Genomic DNA, 18,590 nt, shown 5'->3' with positions numbered 1-18,590 from the left:
CCAGCTGTGTCGTGGCCGGTGCCTGAGAGGCAAAGCTACCCGCGGGGGACGACGATCAGGCGTCAGCCGCCGGTGATGGTGTCGACCAGCTCCTGCGCCGAGGACGTCGTCTCGAACAGCTCCCCGACGTGGTCGCGGGTGCCGCGCAGCGGCTCCATGGTGGGGATCCGCACCAGGTTCTCCCGGCCCAGGTCGAAGACCACCGAGTCCCACGAAGCGGCCGCCACCTGGGCCGGGTAGCGGCGCAGGCACTCGCCGCGGAAGAAGGCCCGGGTGTCGGTGGGCGGGCGCACCATCGCCTGCGTCACCTCCTCGTCGTCCAGCAGCCGGCGCATCGACCCGCGCGCCACGAGCCGGTGGTAGAGGCCCTTCTCCGGGCGAACGTCGCAGTACTGCAGGTCGACCAGCGCCAGCCGCGAGTCGCCCCAGCCCAGGCCGTCGCGGGCCCGGTAGCCCTCCAGCAGCCGCAGCTTGGCCGGCCAGTCGAGCCGGTCGGCGCAGCGCATCGGGTCGGCGGCGAGGTCGGAGAGCACCTCGGCCCACCGGCGCAGCACGTCGGCGGTCTGCTCGTCGCCGTCCCCGGTGCGGTCGACGTGCCGCTGCGCCATCTCCCAGTAGGCCTCCTGGACCTCCAACGCGGTCATCCGCCGGCCGTCGCGCAACCGCACCTGGTGGGTCAGCGACGGGTCGTGGCTGATCGCCTGCAGCGCCTCCACCGGCTCCTCGATCGAGAGGTCCTGGGTGAGCGTGCGCGCCTCGATCATGGCCAGCACCAGCGACGTCGTCCCGACCTTGAGGTAGGTCGACAGCTCCGCGAGGTTCGCGTCGCCGATGATCACGTGCAGCCGGCGGTACTTGTCCGCGTCGGCGTGCGGCTCGTCGCGGGTGTTGATGATCGGCCGCTTGAGCGTGGTCTCCAGCCCCACCTCGACCTCGAAGAAGTCGGCCCGCTGGGACAGCTGGAAGCCCTGGGTGCGGCTCTCCACGCCGATGCCCACCCGGCCGGAGCCGGCGACCACCTGGCGGGTGACGAAGAACGGGATCAGCCCGCGGATGATGTCGAGGAACGGCGTGCGCCGGTCCATCAGGTAGTTCTCGTGCGCCCCGTACGAGGCGCCCTTGCCGTCGGTGTTGTTCTTGTACAGCTGGATGGGCAGGGTGCCGGGGATCCGCGCGGCCCGCCGGGCCGCCTCGGCCATCACCTGCTCCCCGGCCTTGTCCCACAGGACGACGTCGCGCGGGTTGGTGACCTCCGGGGTCGAGTACTCGGGGTGGGCGTGGTCGACGTAGAGGCGGGCGCCGTTGGTGAGGATGACGTTGGCCATCCCCGAGTCCTCCTCGAGGTCGGTGTGGTCCAGCGCCTGGGCCGGCGAGAGGTCGAAGCCCCGGGCGTCGCGCAGCGGCGACTCCTCCTCGAAGTCCCAGCGCGGCCGGCGCGGCGTCGGCGCCTCGGCCACCGCCCACGCGTTGACCACCTGGCTGGACAGCGTGGTCGGGTTGGCCGTCGGCTGACCGGGCACCGCGATGCCGTACTCGACCTCGGTGCCCACGACCCGCCGCACGCTCATGGGCCAACCCTAGGCGCCGCGGACGACGCCGTCCGGCACGGCCACACCGCACCCACACGGGTCACCCACGGACGACGACGGCCCGACCCCACCCCCGAGGCGGGGCCGGGCCGTCGGCCGTCCTCGGCCAGGGACACACCCCCTGCCACGGTGGGGCAGGGGGTCCTCGTGCGACGGGCCTGGCGGCCCCGTCCAGGGCACCGCCGGCCCCGTCCAGGGCACCGCCGGCCCCGTCCCGGGCACCGCCGGCTCCCTGCAGGGTCCCCGGCCCCGTCCCGGGTCCCGCCCGAGCGTGCGAGGGATGGGGAGGACGGGGTCCTTCTACGAGTGGCGGGGAGCAGGGGGTCCTTCTCCGAAGGGTGGGGAGGACGGGGTCCTTGCAGAGGTTCTCTTACAGGTACTGGCCGGTGTTGGTCGCGGTGTCGATGGCCCGGCCGGACTCGCTGCCCTTGCCGCTGATGAGCGTGCGGATGTAGACGATCCGCTCGCCCTTCTTGCCCGAGATGCGCGCCCAGTCGTCGGGGTTGGTGGTGTTGGGCAGGTCCTCGTTCTCCTTGAACTCGTCGAGGCACGCCGCCATCAGGTGGCCGACCCGCAGACCGCCGGCGCCGGTCTCCAGCCGCTCCTTGATCGCCATCTTCTTCGCCCGGTCGACGATGTTCTGCAGCATCGCGCCGGAGTTGAAGTCCTTGAAGTACAGGACCTCCTTGTCGCCGTTGGCGTAGGTCACCTCGAGGAAGCGGTTCTCCTCGCTCTCGGTGTACATCCGCTCCACGGTGCGCTGGATCATGCCGGCGACGGTGGCCTCCCGGCTGCCGCCGTGCTCGGCCAGGTCGTCGGGGTGGATCGGCAGCGAGGTGGTCAGGTACTTGCTGAAGATGTCGCGGGCGGCCTCGGCGTCCGGCCGCTCGATCTTGATCTTCACGTCCAGCCGGCCGGGCCGCAGGATCGCCGGGTCGATCATGTCCTCGCGGTTGGAGGCGCCGATGACGATGACGTTCTCCAGGCCCTCGACGCCGTCGATCTCGCTGAGCAGCTGGGGCACGATCGTCGACTCCACGTCGGAGGAGACCCCCGAGCCGCGGGTGCGGAAGATCGAGTCCATCTCGTCGAAGAAGACGATGACCGGCGTCCCCTCGCCGGCCTTCTCCCGGGCCCGCTGGAACACCAGCCGGATGTGCCGCTCGGTCTCGCCGACGTACTTGTTGAGCAGCTCCGGGCCCTTGATGTTCAAGAAGTAGGACCGGGCCGCGTTCTCGCCGCGGACGGCGGTCACCTTCTTGGCCAGCGAGTTGGCCACCGCCTTGGCGATCAGCGTCTTGCCGCAGCCGGGCGGGCCGTAGAGCAGGATGCCCTTGGGCGGGCGCAGCTCGTACTCGCGGAACAGGTCGGCGTGCAGGAAGGGCAGCTCGACGGCGTCGCGGATCTGCTCGATCTGCCGGGCCAGGCCGCCGATGTCGCCGTAGTCGATGTCGGGGACCTCCTCGAGGATGAGCTCCTCGACCTCGCTCTTGGGAATCCGCTCGTAGACGTAGCCCGAGCGGGTCTCCAGCAGCAGGGAGTCGCCGCTGCGCAGCGGGTGGCCGGTGAGCGAGTCGGCGAGGTGGACCACCCGCTCCTCGTCGGTGTGGCCGATCACCAGCGCCCGGGGCGCCTCGCCCTCGATCGGCTCCAGCAGCTCCTTGAGCATGACCACGTCGCCGGCGCGCTCGAAGCCGCAGGCCTCGACGACGTTCATCGCCTCGTTGAGCATGACCTCCTGGCCGTGGTGGAGGTCGTCGACCTCCACCGACGGGGAGACCGAGACGCGCAGCTTGCGGCCGCCGGTGAAGACGTCGACCGTGCCGTCGTCGTGACGGGTGAGGAAGACGCCGTAGCCCGACGGCGGCTGGCCGAGCCGGTCGACCTCCTCCTTGAGCGTGACCAGCTGCTCGCGGGCCTCGCGCAGGGTGCCGGCCAGCTTGTCGTTGCGCTCGGACAGGAACGCCGCGCGGCCCTCGGCCTCGGCGATCCGCTCCTCCAGCGCGCGCACCTGGCGGGGGCTGTCGGCCACCTTGCGGCGCAGGAGGCCGATCTCCTCCTCCAGGTAGGAGATCTGGGACAGCAGCGCCGCCACGTCACGCTCACGCCGCGCTCGGAACTCGTCGGGACCCAGGCCCATCGCGCACCTCCGACACATCGGGAGAGCCAGGACGCAAATCTATACACGCCCGGCGACAGCCTGCCGGGGGCTCGCGGTGGAAGGACCCCGCTGCTCCCCCCGCCTCGCGGGCTCAGGCGGAGAGCCCCTGCGGCGGGGCCGGACCGGCCCGTCAGCGTTTCTGCGGCCGGCGCTGCCGGGCGGGGGCCACCACGCCCTCGGCCAGGCGGCGCGCGGTGACCAGGAACGCGGTGTGGGCGACCATCCGGTGCTCGGGGCGGACGGCGAGGCCGACGGCGTGCCACGGCCGGACCAGCGACTCCCAGGAGTAGGGCTCGGTCCACACGCCCTGGGCGCGCAGCGCCTCGACGTAGGTCGACAGCTGGGTGGCCGTGGCGACGTAGCCGACCAGCACGCCGCCCGGCCGCAGCGCTGCGGCGACGGTGGGCAGCACCGCCCACGGCTCGAGCATGTCCAGCACGACCCGGTCGACGACGTCGGCGGCCGGGTGCTCGGCCAGGTCGCCCACGCGCAGCGACCAGGTGGGGGGCACCTCGCCGAAGAAGGCGGCCACGTTGGCGCGGGCGACGTCGGCGAAGTCCTCACGCCGCTCGTAGCTGGTGACGCTGCCGCGCTCGCCCACCGCCCGCAGCAGCGAGCAGCTCAGCGCCCCGGACCCGGCGCCGGCCTCGAGCACCCGCATGCCGGGCCCGACGTCGCCGAAGCCGACGATCTGGGCGGCGTCCTTGGGGTAGACCACCTGCGCGCCGCGGGGCATGGAGAGCACGAAGTCGGCCAGCAGCGGCCGGAACGCCAGGTAGCCGGTGTTGGCGGTGGAGTGCACGACGCAGCCCTCGGGCGCGCCGATCAGGTCGTCGTGGGCGATGGCGCCGCGGTGGGTGTGGAACAGCCGGCCGGGTTCGAGGACGACGGTGTGCATGCGGCCCTTGGGGTCGGTGAGCTGGACCCGGTCACCGACGGCGAAGGCCCCGGGGAAGGCCCCGGGGAAGGCCCCGGGGACCGGGTCGCGGCGCGGAGTCACGGGCGCATCCGGGGGTGTCTGGGCGGTCTGCTGCTCGTCCACGGGCGGCCAGCGTACGGCCGTCCCTCCCCACCCTCCCCCGACGTCCCGGCGCGCGGACTCGGAAGCGTCGGTGCCGGCGCCTAGCCTCGATGGGGTGACGGCGACGGCGCAGGACTCGGCGCAGACGGGCACGGCGCAGACGGGCACGGCGCGGAGCGGGCCACCGACCGAGGGGGCCGCTCCTCCCCCGGACCGGCCCGCCGGCGAGACGGCGACCCCGCGCCGCCCGTCCCTCTCCCCGAGCCGGGCGGCCGACTTCAAGACCTGCCCCCTGCTCTACCGCTTCCGCACCATCGACCGGCTGCCCGAGCGCAGGAGCCCGGCGGCGGTGCGCGGCACGCTGGTGCACGCGGTCCTCGAGCGGCTCTACGACCTGCCGGCGCGCGACCGCACGCTCGAGGCCGCCCGGGGGCTGGTCGGCCCGGCGTGGGAGGAGCTGCGGGCCGACCCCGAGGTCGCCGCGCTGTTCGCCGAGGGCGCCGGGGACGACCAGCCCGTCGGGCCGTCGCTCGAGGCCCGGTCCCTGCAGGCATGGCTCGCCTCGGCCGGCCGGCTGGTGGAGACCTACTTCCGCCTGGAGGACCCGTCCCGGATCGAGCCGCACGGCCGCGAGCAGCTGGTCGAGGTCACCCTGCCCGACGGGCTGCTGCTGCGCGGCTACGTCGACCGCCTCGACGTCGCCCCGAACGGCGCGCTGCGGGTGGTCGACTACAAGACCGGGTCGATGCCGCGGGAGGCGTTCGAGAGCAAGGCGCTGTTCCAGATGAAGTTCTACGCGCTGGTGCTCTGGCGCACCCGGGGCGTGGTGGCCAGCCAGCTCAAGCTGATCTACCTCGGGGACGGCGACGCGCTGACCTACGCCCCGGACGAGGGAGAGCTGGTGCGCTTCGAGCGCACCCTGCAGGCCATCTGGGCCGCGATCGAGCGGGCCGTGGCCACCGGCGACTTCCGGCCCAACCGCACCCGGCTGTGCGACTGGTGCGACCACCAGGCGCTGTGCCCGTCGTTCGGGGGCACTCCCCCGCCGTTCCCGGCCGAGGCGGCCGCGGCCGCCGGGTGGTCGACGCTGCCGGTCGTCGAACGCGACTGACACCCGGTCGGCGCCGGTGCCGTCTAGATGACCTATTCCAAGGGGTCAGTGGTCGTAGGCGGTCAGGCAGCGGGCGACAGGCGCACCGATGCGGTCGTTGTGCCAGATGGCAGCGGTCAGCGCGAGGATGCGTTGTAGAACACGGACCCAGACCCCGGCCGGGGTGTGACCACCGTGCTGTTCGAGGTCGAGTTGGCCTTTGAAGGTGTCGTTGATCGACTCGATGACCTGGCGTAACGGCTTGAAGAACTTCGCTCCGGCACGCTCGGGTTCACCCTTGCGGGCCGGGCGCAGCAGGTCGATACCGGCTTGGTCAAGGGTCGCTTCGAACTGGCGGCCGTAGTAGTGCTTGTCTGCGATCAAGGTCTGCCCAGCGGGGCGGTCGGTCAGCTCGGGGTCGGCGTCGAGGATGCCCAGCAGGGTGTCGCGTTCGTCAGCTTTGGCGCCGGTCAGGGCGAAGCCGATCGGCAGACCATGCAGGGTGTACACCAGGTGCAGCCGCAGGCCCCAGAAGTAGCGGGAGTGGCTGGCGCAGTAGCCGTAGGCGGCCCAGCCGGCCAGCTCTGAGCGCTTGACCGTCTCCCGGGAGCGGGCGCACTCCACCGGGGTGGAATCGACCACCCACACCTCATCGGTCCAGAAGCTGGTATCGCGGGCCAGCACCGCGATCAGCCAGGTCATCGTGTTGCCCAGCTGCCGCAGCCGCTTGTTGTAGCCCGGCTGCTGGGGCAGGTAGGAAAACAGCGACCGCAGCTGATGGTGAGCGAAGCGCAGCCAGCGGGACTCGCTGGTGTAGCCCAGCAAGGCCTGCATCACCGCCAGGGTGATCAGCTCAGCGTCGGTGATCTTCGGGTGGAAGCCGATCGTGGGGCGCTCCGGCGCTCGGTGCGGATGAGCCTTCAGCAGGTCATCGGCGCGTACGTACAGTGCCGTGGCGAGGGTGTCCAGGTCGGCGTCCACGAGGACCTCCGGGTTCGACGTTGGGGTAGCAACGTCAAGCCTGGGCACCCTCGCCCTCGTCGTGCCACGTCCAAGCCCCGACCCCTTGGAATAGGTCATCTAGGCGGGCGGACCAGCTCGCGGGTCCCGGCGTGCAGGGCGAGGTCACCGGCGTCGCGGCCGACGCGGCGACGGTCGCCCCCGCGAGGTCCACGAACCGCAGTCGTGCGCCGACCACCGATGCCGGGATCGCCCGCGCCGACGGACGTGTAGACCACGATCGCGGACCCGTCGGCGGTCGGGACGACGCTGCCCGACCGGCAGCCGTGGTCGCCGTCCTCGGGCAGCGGCGCGACCGGCTGCACGGGGCCGCCTGGCTAGGCGGCGGCACGCGCGGCGACGAGCGCGTCCAGGTCGGCCACCCCGATCCCGCAGAGGCTGTCCCGCAGCACCAGCCCGGGCAGCGGAGGCAGCGGCTGCAGGGAGGGCACACCGAGCACCGCCGCCCCCGCCGCCAGTCCGGCGGTGACGCCGGCCAGGGAGTCCTCGACGACCACGGCCGCGTCCGCCGTCACCCCGAGCGCCGCCAGCGCCTGCAGGTACGGCGCCGGATCGGGCTTGCGCGCGGGCACCTCGTCGCCGCAGACGGTGACGTCGAAGACCGGTCGGCCGCCGCCGCCGCCGCCGCCGCCGAAGGCACGCTCGACGTGCGCCAGCACGAGATCGGCCAGCCGCCGCGGCGTCGTGGTCACCAGCGCCGTCCGCAGCTTCGCTGCCCGTACCGCGGCGAGCAGCTCGCGGGCGCCCGGCCGCCAGGTCACGCCGCGGGCCACCATCCGCGCGACGGCGTCCTCGATCGCCCGCGCGTCACCGCGCTGCTGTTCGTCGGTGCGGCGGACGCCCACGTCGGCGTAGAGGACGCCCAGGGCGACCGGCATGCTCGTGCCCACCGTGCGGGCGCGGGCCTGCGCGGACAGGCGACCGCCCAACCGTGCGGCGAGCTCGCCCATCGCCGCGCCCCAGCACTCCTCGGTCTCCACGAGGGTGCCGTCCATGTCGAACAGCACGGCGGGCAGGCCATCGGGCCCTCGTCTCACGGTCGTCCTCACCTGCTCGTCCCTGGGGTACACGACGGGCACCGGTCGACCTCGGCCGGCGTCGGGCCGTCGCGGCGCACCGCCGGCTCGTCGGCGCGAGGGGCGCCGGCCGCCGGTCCGGGGTGGGTCAGGCCCACCCGGACCGGCGGCGCCGGGACCTCACTCGTCGTCGGTGCGGTACCCGAGGTTGGGCGAGAGCCAGCGCTCGGCCTCGGCGAGCGTCCAGCCCTTGCGCCGCGCGTAGTCCTCGACCTGGTCGCGGCCGATGCGTCCGAGGTTGAAGTACCGCGACCGCGGGTGGGACAGGTACAGCCCGCTCACCGCCGCGCCCGGCCACATGGCCATGCTCTCGGTGAGCCGGATGCCGGTGTTGGCCTCGACGTCGAGCAGCGCCCAGATGGTGCTCTTCTCGGTGTGCTCCGGGCAGGCGGGGTAGCCGGGCGCGGGGCGGATGCCGCGGTAGGCCTCGGCGATGAGCGCGTCGTTGTCGAGGTGCTCGTCGGCGGCGTAGCCCCAGAACTCCCGGCGCACCCGCTCGTGCAGCCGCTCGGCGAAGGCCTCGGCGAGGCGGTCGGCCAGCGCCTCGAGCAGGATCGCGCTGTAGTCGTCGTGGGCCGCCTTGAACTCCGCGACCCGCTCGGCCGAGCCCACGCCGGCGGTGACCGCGAACGCGCCGACGTAGTCGGGCACGCCCTCGGGCGCGACGAAGTCGGCCAGTGACGTGCGGGGCGCGCCGTCGCGGCCCTCGGTCTGCTGCCGCAGCTGGTGCAGCACCGTCCGGACGGTCCGGCGCGACTCGTCGGTGTAGACGACGATGTCGTCCGAGCCGTCCTCGCCGCCGGTCCGGTTGGCCGGGAACAGGCCGAACACGCCGTTGGCCCGCAGCCAGCGCTCCTCGACGATCCGGTCGAGCATGGCCTGGGCGTCGGCGTAGAGCCGGCGGGCGGCCTCACCGCTGGCCGGGTTGTGCAGGAGGTCGGGGAACCGGCCGCGCATCTCCCAGGCGGTGAAGAACGGCTGCCAGTCGATGTAGCCGCGCAGCTCCTCGAGGGGCTGGTCGGCGAGGACCTTGACGAACTGGGTGGCCTCGCCGTGCCGGTGGTCGCAGGCGGCGTCGGCGCACACGTCGCGGGCCTGCTGCAGCAGCATGCGCGGGCGCGGCGGGCGGTAGTCGCTCCAGTCGATCGGGGTCGCCGCGGCGCGGGCGGCGGCCAGCGGCAGCAGCGGGCGGGTGTCGGTCCGGGCGGCGTGCCGCTCGCGCAGCGCCGCGTACTCCGCCTCGACGCCGGCGAGCAGCTTCGGGCGCTGCTCGTTCGACAGCAGGCCGGCGACGACCGGCACCGACCGGGAGGCGTCCTTCACCCAGACGACCGGGCCGGAGTACTTGTGCGCGACCTTGACCGCCGTGTGGGCCTTGGACGTGGTCGCGCCCCCGACGAGCAGCGGGATGGTGAAGCCCTGCCGCTCCATCTCGGTGGCCAGCTGCACCATCTGGTCCAGCGACGGGGTGATCAGGCCGGACACGCCGATGACGTCGGCGCCTTCCTGCTTGGCGGTCTCCAGGATCCGCTCGGCCGGGACCATCACGCCCAGGTCGACCACCTCGTAGTTGTTGCACTGCAGGACGACGCCGACGATGTTCTTGCCGATGTCGTGGACGTCGCCCTTGACCGTGGCCATGACGACCCTGCCGTTGCTGCGCTCGACGTCCCCCGGCTGCCGCTCGGCCTCGATGAACGGCACCAGGTGCGCGACGGCCCGCTTCATCACCCGGGCGGACTTCACCACCTGGGGCAGGAACATCTTGCCGGCGCCGAACAGGTCGCCGACGACGTTCATGCCGTCCATCAGCGGGCCCTCGATGACCTCGATCGGCCGGCCGCCGCGCGCGGCGATCTCCTGCCGCAGCGCCTCGGTGTCGTCCTCGATGAACTCGTCGATGCCCTTGACCAGGGCGTGGGTGATCCGCTCGGCCAGCGGCAGGGCGCGCCACTCCTCCGACTCCACCTCGGCCGCCGCGCCGTCCGCGGCGTAGTCGCCGGCGACCTCCAGCAGCCGCTCGGTCGCGTCGGGGCGCCGGTTGAGGACGACGTCCTCGATGCGCTCGCGCAGCTGCGCCGGGACCTCGTCGTAGACCTCCAGGGCCCCGGCGTTGACGATCGCCATGTCCAGGCCGGCCGCGATCGCGTGGTAGAGGAAGACCGCGTGGATCGCCTCCCGGACGCGGTTGTTGCCGCGGAAGGAGAACGACACGTTCGAGATGCCGCCGGACACCAGCGCGCCGGGCAGGTTCTGCTTGATCCAGCGGGTGGCCTCGATGAAGTCCAGCCCGTAGTTCGCGTGCTCCTCGATGCCGGTGGCGACGGCGAACACGTTCGGGTCGAAGATGACGTCCTCGGCCGGGAAGCCCACCTGCTGGGTGAGGATGTCGTAGGCCCGGCGGCAGACCCGGGTGCGCCGCTCCAGCGAGTCGGCCTGGCCCTGCTCGTCGAAGGCCATGACCACGACGGCGGCGCCGTACCGGCGGCACATCCGCGCCTCGCGGACGAACTCCTCCTCGCCGTTCTTCAGCGAGATCGAGTTGACGATCGCCTTGCCCTGCACGCACGTGAGACCGGCCTCGATGACCTCCCACTTCGAGGAGTCGATCATCGTGGGCACCCGGCAGATGTCCGGCTCGGCGGCGATGAGCTTCAAGAAGCGGTCCATCGCCGCGACGCCGTCGATCATCCCCTCGTCCATGTTGACGTCGATGGTCTGCGCGCCGGCCTCGACCTGCTGGCGGGCGACGGCGAGGGCGGTGGGGAAGTCGCCGGCCCGGATCAGGTTGCGGAAGCGGGCCGAGCCGGTGATGTTCGTCCGCTCGCCGACGTTGACGAACAGACTGTCCTCGGTGATGGTGACCGGCTCCAGCCCCGACAGCCGCAGCGCGGGCCGGATCGCCGGCGGCGTCCGCGGCGCCTTGCCCTCCACCGCCGCGGCGATCGCGGCGATGTGGGCCGGCGTCGTCCCGCAGCAGCCGCCCACCAGGTTGAGCAGGCCGCTGGCGGCGAACTCCTCGAGGACCGCGGCCGTCTCCTCCGGCGACTCGTCGTACTCGCCGAACGCGTTGGGCAGGCCGGCGTTCGGGTAGCAGGAGACGAAGGTGTCCGCGATCCGCGCGAACTCGGCGATGTAGGGGCGCATCTGGCCGGCGCCGAGCGCGCAGTTCAGGCCCACCAGCAGCGGTCGGGCGTGCCGCACCGAGTGCCAGAACGCCTCGGTGACCTGCCCGGACAGCGTCCGCCCGGAGGCGTCGGTGATGGTGCCGGAGATGATCACCGGCCAGCGGCGGGCGCGCTGCTCGAACAGCGTCTCCAGGGCGAAGACGGCCGCCTTGGCGTTGAGGGTGTCGAAGACCGTCTCGACGATGAGCACGTCGGCTCCGCCGTCGACCAGGCCGTCGGCCTGCTCGAGGTAGGCCGTGACCAGCTCGTCGAAGGTGACGTTGCGGGCGCCGGGGTCGTTGACGTCGGGCGAGATGGACGCCGTGCGGCTGGTCGGGCCGAGGGCGCCGACGACGAAGCGCGGCTTGTCCGGCGTCCGCGCGGTCGTCGCGTCGCACTCGGCGCGGGCGAGGCTGGCCGCGGCCACGTTGATCTCGTAGGCCAGCTCGGCCATGCCGTAGTCGGCCAGCGAGATGCGGTTGGCGTTAAAGGTGTTGGTCTCCACCAGGTCCGCGCCGGCCTCGAGGTAGGCGCGGTGGATGCCGGCGACCAGGTCGGGGGCGGTGAGGCTGAGCAGGTCGTTGTTGCCCCGCACCTCGGTGGGCCAGTCGGCGAACCGCTCGCCGCGGTAGGTGGCCTCGTCCGGCCGGAGCTGCTGGATCGCGGTCCCCATCGCACCGTCGAGCACCAGGATGCGCTCTCGCAGCAGCGCGGTGAGCGCGGCCGTGGCGTCCGGGCGGAGCGGCGTGGTGTCAGGCACGGGCGGTCCTCAGGAGTGGGCGGCAGGGTGCTGGACGAGGCCTCGGTGGTCTCCGGACGCCGACCGCGGGAGCACCGTCGGCGACCAGCACCGCTCGGGTCGGGCGGTCGACACCTCGCGGGGCTGCACCGAGCCAGGGTAGCCGCCCGGCCCTCCATCCGGTCGCCGCCGCTGGGCGTGCGGCACACCCGTCACGGACGACGCCGCGGTCCGGTCGGCGGATCGACGTAGGCTCGCAGGGGTGATCGACCCGAAGTCCACCCCTGAGGACCTGCCCCGGCTGAGCGACCCCGTGGTGGTCGTCGCCTTCGAGGGCTGGAACGACGCCGGGGACGCCGCCACCGGGGCACTCGAGCACCTCGAGCTCATCTGGGACGCCACCCCGCTCGCCGCGCTCGACCCCGAGGACTACTACGACTTCCAGGTCAACCGGCCCACCGTCTCGCTCATCGGCGGGGTCAGCCGCCGGGTCGAGTGGCCCACCACCCGCATCTCCGTCGCCCGTCCGTCGGACTCCACCCGCGACGTCGTCCTCATCCGCGGCATCGAGCCCAACATGCGCTGGCGCGGCTTCTGCGAGGAGCTGATCGAGCTGTGCCGCGAGCTCGACGTCCGCTCCGTCGTCGGGCTGGGCGCGCTGCTCGCCGACACCCCGCACACCCGGCCCACCCCGGTCACCGGCTCGGCCTACGACGCGGAGTCCGCCGAGCGGTGGGGTCTGGAGACCTCCCGCTACGAGGGGTCCACCGGCATCCTCGGCGTCTTCCAGGACGCCTGCGTGCAGGCCGGCCTGCCGGCGATCAGCTTCTGGGCCGCGGTGCCCCACTACGTCTCCCAGCCGCCGTCGCCCAAGGCCACCGTCGCCCTGCTGCAGCGGGTCGAGGAGGTCCTCGAGCTCACCGTGCCGATGGGCGCCCTGCCCCGGCAGGCCGAGGACTGGGTGAAGACCGTCGACGAGATGGCCAACGAGGACGCCGAGGTCGTCGAGTACGTGCGCTCGCTCGAGGAGCGGGCCACCGAGGTCGACCTGTCCAACGCCAACGGCGACTCGATCGCCCGCGAGTTCGAGAGGTATCTGCGCCGCCGAGGCACGACCTGAGGGGGACGCCTCCGCAGGCTCGCCCCGAGCCTAGCGAGGGGTGAGTGGGAGGCGGTCCTTCCGCTGCGCCGCCGGGGCTCCTCCCCCAACTGAACCGCTCGGCCGCCTGCTCGGCGGTCCCGGGACCGGCACCGGTCCCGGCACCGCGGACCTCCGACACCGGTGTCTGGTCTCTTCCGTTGCCGTCCGGGATCCCGGTACGGACGCTGAGCCGTGAGTCGGGGATGACGATCAACCGCGCGGGCCGGGCGCGGGCCAGGAGGTACCCACCCTGCCTGGGGGTGCTCGTGCTCTGCCCAGCAGGGTGGGCAGAGCACGAGCACCCGCGGCGAGACCACCCGACGACCGGCCGGCCACCCGTCGCCGTCGGCTCGCCGCCGGACGCCGGAGCCGGCCCGGCCCCTCCCGGTCCCGGGACCGAGCGCCCACCCGTGATGACGAGGGAGGCCTGGCGGAACGTCGCGATCAGAGCCGCAGCAGCGGGCGCATGCGGGACGACGCGTCGGCGGCGAAGAGCCGGTCGTGCAGGGCCAGGGCGAAGCGGTCGGTCATCCCGGACACGTGGTCGACGACCTGGGTGACCGGGTCGGCCTCGGTGTCGCGGTAGGTGGCCGGGATGAGCTCGGGGTGGGTCAGGTGGTGGTCGACCAACCGGCGGGTGACGTCGACCGCCAGCTGCTTCTGCCCGGCGGCGGTCTCCGACGCGTAGACCCGCTCGAACAGGAACGCCCGCAGCTCGTGCATGGCCGCGAGCGGCTCGGGGGCCATGACCACCGCTGCGCCGTCGGCCAGCGCCCCCTCGACGACCGCGTCGACCATGGCGCCGACCATCTGGCCACCCGGCTCGCCGAAGACGGCACGGGCGTGGGCGGGCAGGTCCTCGACCCGCAGCACCCCGGCCCGGACGGCGTCCTGGGCGTCGTGGGAGAGGTAGGCGATCCGGTCGGCGTAGCGCACGCACTCGGCCTCGCGGGTGTGCGGCGGTGGGGTGATCTTCCAGCTGTGCGCCCGGATGCCGTCGCGGACCTCCCAGGTGAGGTTGAGCCGCTCGAGCACCTCGACGATGCGCACCCCCTGGGCCGCGTGGTGCCAGCCGCCGGGCACGTAGGGGTCGAACGCCTCCTCCCCGATGTGCCCGAACGGCGAGTGGCCCAGGTCGTGGCCGAGCGCGACCGCCTCGGCGAGGTCCTCGTTGAGGCCCAGCGCCCGGGCCAGGGACCGGGCCACCTGGGTGACCTGCAGGGTGTGGGTCAACCGGGTGACGAAGTGGTCGCCGTCGGGGTTGAGGAAGACCTGGGTCTTGTGCTTGAGCCGGCGGAAGGCCTTGGCGTGCAGGATCCGGTCGCGGTCGCGCTCGAAGGCGGTGCGCAGCCGGTCATCCGGCTCGGGGCAGGCCCGCCCGCGGGTGGCCGTCGAGCGGGTGGCGGCCGGCGCGAGGGCCTCCTCCGCCCGCTCGCGGGCCGCCCGGTCGACCAGGTGGAAGGGCCCGGCGCCCATCAGCGCTCCCGCGGGGCCGCGGGCTCGCCGCCCGGGTCCGGCGCGGGCCCGGGGGCGCACGGGCCCAGGTCCACCCCCAGCAGCGCGTCGACCGCGTCGCCGACGATCGTCGGGGCGCCGTCCTCCAGGTCGTCGTCGGGCCCGGCGGCCAGGGTCCGCGCGGCCCAGGCGTCGACCAGCGCGATCGCCCCGGGGCTGTCGAGGTCGTCGGCGAGCCGCTCGCGCAGCCCCTGCAGCACCGGGGCGGCCGGCGCGCCGGCCGGGCGGGCTCCGGCGCGCCGCCAGGTGGCCAGCCGCTCGCGGGCGGTGTCGAGCAGGTCCGGCGTCCAGGAGCGGTCGGTGCGGTAGTGACCGGACAGCAGCGCCAGCCGGATCGCCATCGGGTCGACGCCCTCGCCGCGCAGCTTGGACACGAACACCAGGTTGCCGCGGCTCTTGCTCATCTTCTCGCCGTCCAGGCCGATCATCGCGGCGTGCACGTAGGCCTGGGCGAAGGGCAGCTTCTCCCCGGTCATGGTGGCGGTCAGCGCCTCGGCGTGGACGGCGGAGTACTCGTGGTGCGGGAAGACCAGGTCGCTGCCGCCGCCCTGGACGTCGAAGCCCATCCCGATGGTGGCCAGCGCGATCGTGGCGCACTCGATGTGCCAGCCGGGGCGGCCGGCGACGCCCCGGGGGCCGGGCCAGGAGGGCTCGCCGGGCCGCTGCCCGCGCCAGAGCACCGGGTCGAGCCGGTTGCGCTTGCCGGGACGGTCGGGGTCGCCGCCGCGCTCGGCGAACAGCTCGACCATCGTGGCCTCGTCGTAGCCGGACTCGGCGCCGAAGCCGGGGGCCTGCGCGACGTCGTGGTACACGTCGCCGGTGCCGTCGTCGAGGCCGTAGGCCAGCCCCTCGTCGAGCAGCGTCTCGACGTGGGCGACGATCCGCGGGATCGACTCGACCGCGCCCACGTAGTCGTCGGGCGGCAGCACCCGCAGCGCGGTCATGTCCTCCCGGAACAGCGCCGTCTCGCGCATGCCGAGCACGACCCAGTCCTCGCCGTCCCGCTCGGCGCGCTCGAGCAGCGGGTCGTCGACGTCGGTGACGTTCTGCACGTGGTGGACGGCGTGCCCGGCGTCCCGCCACACCCGGTTGACCAGGTCGAAGGCCAGGTAGGTGGCGGCGTGGCCGAGGTGGGTGGCGTCGTAGGGGGTGATGCCGCAGACGTACATCCGCGCCGTGGTGCCCGGGTTGGTGGCGACCACCTCGCCGCGGGCGGTGTCGTGCAGCCGGAGCGCGGGACCGGTGCCCGGGAGGGTCGGCAGGAGCGGAGCGGGCCAGGCGAGCACGCCCCGAGCCTAGATGCGGCTACCCACGCGCCCGGGCGGCCCTCATCCTGGAGGAGGACGGCGGCGGCGCGGCGGAGGAGGAACCGTGGAGCTCGACGAGTACCTGCCGGTGCTGCACAAGACCGACGCGCGGTTCGCCGACGCGGCCGCCGAAGCGGTGCTGGCCCGGGGATGGGCGGTGCCGGTGCCCGGCTGCCCCGGCTGGACGCTGGCCGACCTGGTGTGGCACCTGGCCGAGGTGCAGCACTTCTGGACGTGGGTGGTGCGCACCCGCGCGAGCGACCCGGGCACGTACGTCGCGCCGGCCCGCCGTCCGGACGACGAGCTGCTCGGCTGGGGCCTGGCCCAGTCGGCGGAGCTGGAGACCGTGCTGGCCGGCGCCGACCCGGCCGAGCGGGTGTGGACCTGGGCACCCCGGCAGGACGTCGGCTTCGTGCTGCGCCGCCAGACGATGGAGGCGGTGGTGCACACCGTCGACGTCGAGCAGGTGTCGGGCGACGTCCACCCGATCCCGGCCGACGTGGGCCTCGACGGGCTCGACGAGTGGCTGGAGGTGATGGTGCCCGGCGTCCTGCCGCAGGGCCCGCCGGAGTCCGCCCACCCCGTCGTCCTGCACGCCGTGGACGCCGGCGTCGAGCGGACCCTGTTCCCCGGCTCGCGGCCGGTGCCCATCGCGCGGCTGACCGGGACCGCCGGCGACCTGCTGCTCACCGTCTGGCGGCGGGTGCCGCTGGAGGTGCTCACCGTGGACGGCGACGGGCTGCAGGCCGCCGCGATGATCGACCTGGTGCGACTGGAGTAGCGGTCAGGGCCAGGTGACGGCGTACCGGTCGAACTCCTCGCCGGTCTGCACGCCGACGACGCAGAACACCAGGCCGGCGGGGTCGGTCATCTGCCAGAAGGAGCCCATGTCGCGGTGCCGAGTGGCGCCGAGCGCCTCCAGCCGGGCGACCTCGGCCGGAATGTCGTCGGTCTCGACGTCGACGTGCCAGCGGGGTGGCGTCCCCTCCCCGGTGCGCTGGATCTCCACGTGGAAGCCGCCGGCGAAGGAGCCCAGCGAGGCCCAGTCGTCGTCGGTGTGATCGGGTCGGGCGGCGTGTCCGGTCGCGGCGGCCCAGAAGTCCCGGCCAGCGTCGTGGGTGTCGGGCGGCAGGTCCAGCAGCAGGATCGCCAGGCGGGAACGATGCGGCACGGCGGTGATGATGCCGCGCAGCGGGTCCGTCTGAGCGGGGGCCCGGAGGGTCCCCCGAAGGCGGACGGGACGCAGGACGAGGACGCTGGGACGCGAGCCGCCCCTGCGAGTGGTCGTGCTGCGGCGCGGGGGCCGGAGGCCGACAGATCACTCAGAACGGCGGCCAGGGCAGGGCCGGCCACTCGCCGGACGGCTGCGGGTACCGGCCGGTGCGCAGCAGGTCGGCGACCCGCTGCTGGGTGCGGCGCACCTCGCGGCGGGTGAGGTGCTCGTGCAGCTGCTCGCCGAGGTCGCCGAGCAGGTCGCCGGTGAGCCCCTCCAGCACCTCCAGCGCCTCGGCGGGCAGCGGCTGGCCCGCCCAGCGCCACAGCAGGGTGCGCAGCTTGGGGTCGACGGAGAAGCAGATGCCGTGGTCGACGCCGTACACGTGCCCGTCCGAGGTGGGGATGATGTGCCCGCCCTTGCGGTCGGCGTTGTTCACGACCGCGTCGAACACCGCCATGCGCCGCAGGCCGGGGTGGTCGGAGCGCACGAACGCGGCCAGGTCGACGCCGGGGTCGCCGTCGACCCACAGCTGCACCATGCCGGGGCCGAACGGACCGTCGCGCAGCACGGTGGGCGGCACCACCCGCCAGCCGGTCGCCTCCGACACCAGGGCCGCGGCGATCTCCCGGCCGGCGAGGGTGCCGTTGGGGAAGTCCCACAGCGGCCGCTCCCCCGCGACCGGCTTGTAGACGCACTCGGCCTCCAGCTCGCCGGTGCGGACGGCGCCGACGAGCGTGACGTTGCTGGCGTCGAGGATCCGGCCCTCGAGGTCGATCTCGCCCTCGCGCAGCAGGGTGCGCGCCTCGTCGTCGTCCACGGGCGGGCGCAGGTCCGATGCCGGGTCGGCGGGCTGCTCGGTCATCGCGGCAGTGTCATCGCGGCAGTGTCATCGCGGCAGTGTCATCGCGGCGGTGTCGTCGGGACGCGGGGCGTCGGGCGCGGGGCGTCGGGCTCAGCGGCGGTAGCCGTTCTGCCGCGGGCAGACGTGCCCGCCGGGGTCGAGGGGCAGGGAGCACAGCGGGCAGGGCGGGCGACCGGCGGCGACCACGCGGCGGGCCCGGACGACGAAGGCGCGGGCGGCGGCCGGCGTGATCGTCACCCGCAGGGCGTCGGGCCCCTCCTCGCTGTCGGAGAGGATCGCGTCCTCGTCGACCGGCTCCTCGCCGACGGCCACGGCCTCGACGACGACGGCCTGTGCCTCGCCGTCCCACGCCAGGCCCATCGCCGCGACCCGGAACTCCTCGTCGACCGGGGCGGTCAGCGGTTCGAGGTCGTCGACCTCGGCGTCGGGCGGGACGACGAAGCCGGGCCGGCTGGCCACCTCGTCGAGCAGTTCGTTCATCCGTTCGGCGAGCACCTGCACCTGCGTCTTCTCCAGCGCCACGCTGACCACGCGGCCGGGGCCGTCGGAGGCCTGCAGGTAGAAGGTGCGCTCACCCGGCTGGCCGACCGTGCCGGCGACGAACCGGGACGGTCGGTCGAAGAGGAACACCTGGCGCGGCACGCGACCCAGGTTACGCGGACGCGGCCGCCAGTCGAGCCGGGACA

The 18,590-nt window shown here is 73.6% G+C and carries 15 protein-coding genes; 3 read left to right on the top strand and 12 right to left on the bottom strand.

Going from position 1 to position 18,590, the window contains the following annotated elements:
* Nucleotides 1-62: 62 nt before the first annotated feature.
* From dop to DQ238_RS11625, 3 genes are all read right to left on the bottom strand, one after another.
* Nucleotides 63-1,568 carry a depupylase/deamidase Dop gene (dop, locus tag DQ238_RS11635; RefSeq protein ID WP_113781446.1) on the bottom strand — a complete coding sequence of 502 codons (1,506 nt, stop codon included), beginning with the start codon at nt 1,566-1,568 and terminating at the stop codon, nt 63-65.
* A 391-nt stretch (nt 1,569-1,959) separates the two neighbouring features.
* The gene (arc, locus tag DQ238_RS11630) at nt 1,960-3,729 is read right to left on the bottom strand and encodes a proteasome ATPase (RefSeq protein WP_113781445.1); all 1,770 of its coding nucleotides are present in this window, start codon (nt 3,727-3,729) and stop codon (nt 1,960-1,962) included.
* A gap of 151 nt (nt 3,730-3,880) precedes the next feature.
* On the bottom strand, nt 3,881-4,750 hold the full coding sequence (locus DQ238_RS11625) for a tRNA (adenine-N1)-methyltransferase (RefSeq protein WP_233495910.1): 870 nt from the start codon (nt 4,748-4,750) through the stop codon (nt 3,881-3,883).
* Nucleotides 4,751-4,886: 136 nt separating this feature from the next.
* Between DQ238_RS11625 and DQ238_RS11620 the strand changes: the two genes are divergently transcribed.
* Complete coding sequence (locus DQ238_RS11620) at nt 4,887-5,882, top strand: RecB family exonuclease (RefSeq protein ID WP_113781443.1); 996 nt, start codon at nt 4,887-4,889, stop codon at nt 5,880-5,882.
* A 45-nt stretch (nt 5,883-5,927) separates the two neighbouring features.
* On the opposite strand, the gene DQ238_RS11615 is transcribed toward DQ238_RS11620, so the two are convergent.
* From DQ238_RS11615 to metH, 4 genes are all read right to left on the bottom strand, one after another.
* Nucleotides 5,928-6,842, bottom strand: a complete 915-nt coding sequence (locus DQ238_RS11615) for an IS982 family transposase (protein ID WP_113781442.1) — start codon at nt 6,840-6,842, stop codon at nt 5,928-5,930.
* A gap of 95 nt (nt 6,843-6,937) precedes the next feature.
* A complete protein-coding gene (locus tag DQ238_RS11610; RefSeq protein WP_113781441.1) occupies nt 6,938-7,186 on the bottom strand; it encodes a hypothetical protein in 249 nt (82 codons plus the stop codon).
* Between the two features lie 12 nt (nt 7,187-7,198).
* Nucleotides 7,199-7,918, bottom strand: a complete 720-nt coding sequence (locus DQ238_RS11605; RefSeq protein ID WP_233495895.1) for an HAD family phosphatase — start codon at nt 7,916-7,918, stop codon at nt 7,199-7,201.
* A gap of 159 nt (nt 7,919-8,077) precedes the next feature.
* A complete protein-coding gene (metH, locus tag DQ238_RS11600) occupies nt 8,078-11,884 on the bottom strand; it encodes a methionine synthase (RefSeq protein WP_113781440.1) in 3,807 nt (1,268 codons plus the stop codon).
* Between the two features lie 241 nt (nt 11,885-12,125).
* Here metH and DQ238_RS11595 point away from each other — a divergent pair, with 241 nt between their 5' ends.
* Complete coding sequence (locus DQ238_RS11595; protein ID WP_113781439.1) at nt 12,126-12,983, top strand: PAC2 family protein; 858 nt, start codon at nt 12,126-12,128, stop codon at nt 12,981-12,983.
* Between the two features lie 465 nt (nt 12,984-13,448).
* Here DQ238_RS11595 and DQ238_RS11590 read toward each other — a convergent pair whose 3' ends face one another.
* Nucleotides 13,449-14,480 carry an HD domain-containing protein gene (locus DQ238_RS11590; protein WP_113781539.1) on the bottom strand — a complete coding sequence of 344 codons (1,032 nt, stop codon included), beginning with the start codon at nt 14,478-14,480 and terminating at the stop codon, nt 13,449-13,451.
* The gene (gene mshC / locus DQ238_RS11585) at nt 14,480-15,805 is read right to left on the bottom strand and encodes a cysteine--1-D-myo-inosityl 2-amino-2-deoxy-alpha-D-glucopyranoside ligase (protein WP_113781438.1); all 1,326 of its coding nucleotides are present in this window, start codon (nt 15,803-15,805) and stop codon (nt 14,480-14,482) included. Before mshC ends, DQ238_RS11590 begins: the two co-directional genes overlap by 1 nt.
* A gap of 85 nt (nt 15,806-15,890) precedes the next feature.
* Here mshC and DQ238_RS11580 point away from each other — a divergent pair, with 85 nt between their 5' ends.
* On the top strand, nt 15,891-16,607 hold the full coding sequence (locus tag DQ238_RS11580) for a maleylpyruvate isomerase family mycothiol-dependent enzyme (protein ID WP_113781437.1): 717 nt from the start codon (nt 15,891-15,893) through the stop codon (nt 16,605-16,607).
* 3 nt (nt 16,608-16,610) lie between these two features.
* Here the strand turns inward: DQ238_RS11580 and DQ238_RS11575 are convergent, their stop codons facing one another.
* The 3 genes from DQ238_RS11575 to DQ238_RS11565 form a co-directional block, all read right to left on the bottom strand.
* Entirely contained in the window at nt 16,611-16,997 is a 387-nt protein-coding gene (locus tag DQ238_RS11575; RefSeq protein WP_113781436.1) for a VOC family protein, read from the bottom strand.
* A 151-nt stretch (nt 16,998-17,148) separates the two neighbouring features.
* Entirely contained in the window at nt 17,149-17,904 is a 756-nt protein-coding gene (locus tag DQ238_RS11570; protein ID WP_113781435.1) for an SCO1664 family protein, read from the bottom strand.
* 90 nt (nt 17,905-17,994) lie between these two features.
* Nucleotides 17,995-18,546: a DUF3090 family protein gene (locus tag DQ238_RS11565; protein ID WP_113781434.1), complete on the bottom strand. Its 552-nt coding sequence runs from the start codon at nt 18,544-18,546 to the stop codon at nt 17,995-17,997.
* Nucleotides 18,547-18,590 lie beyond the last annotated feature (44 nt).

Source organism: Geodermatophilus sp. TF02-6 (assembly GCF_003319115.1).
Classification (GTDB): Bacteria; Actinomycetota; Actinomycetes; order Mycobacteriales; family Geodermatophilaceae; genus Geodermatophilus.
This window is presented reverse-complemented; position numbering and strand designations above follow the sequence as displayed.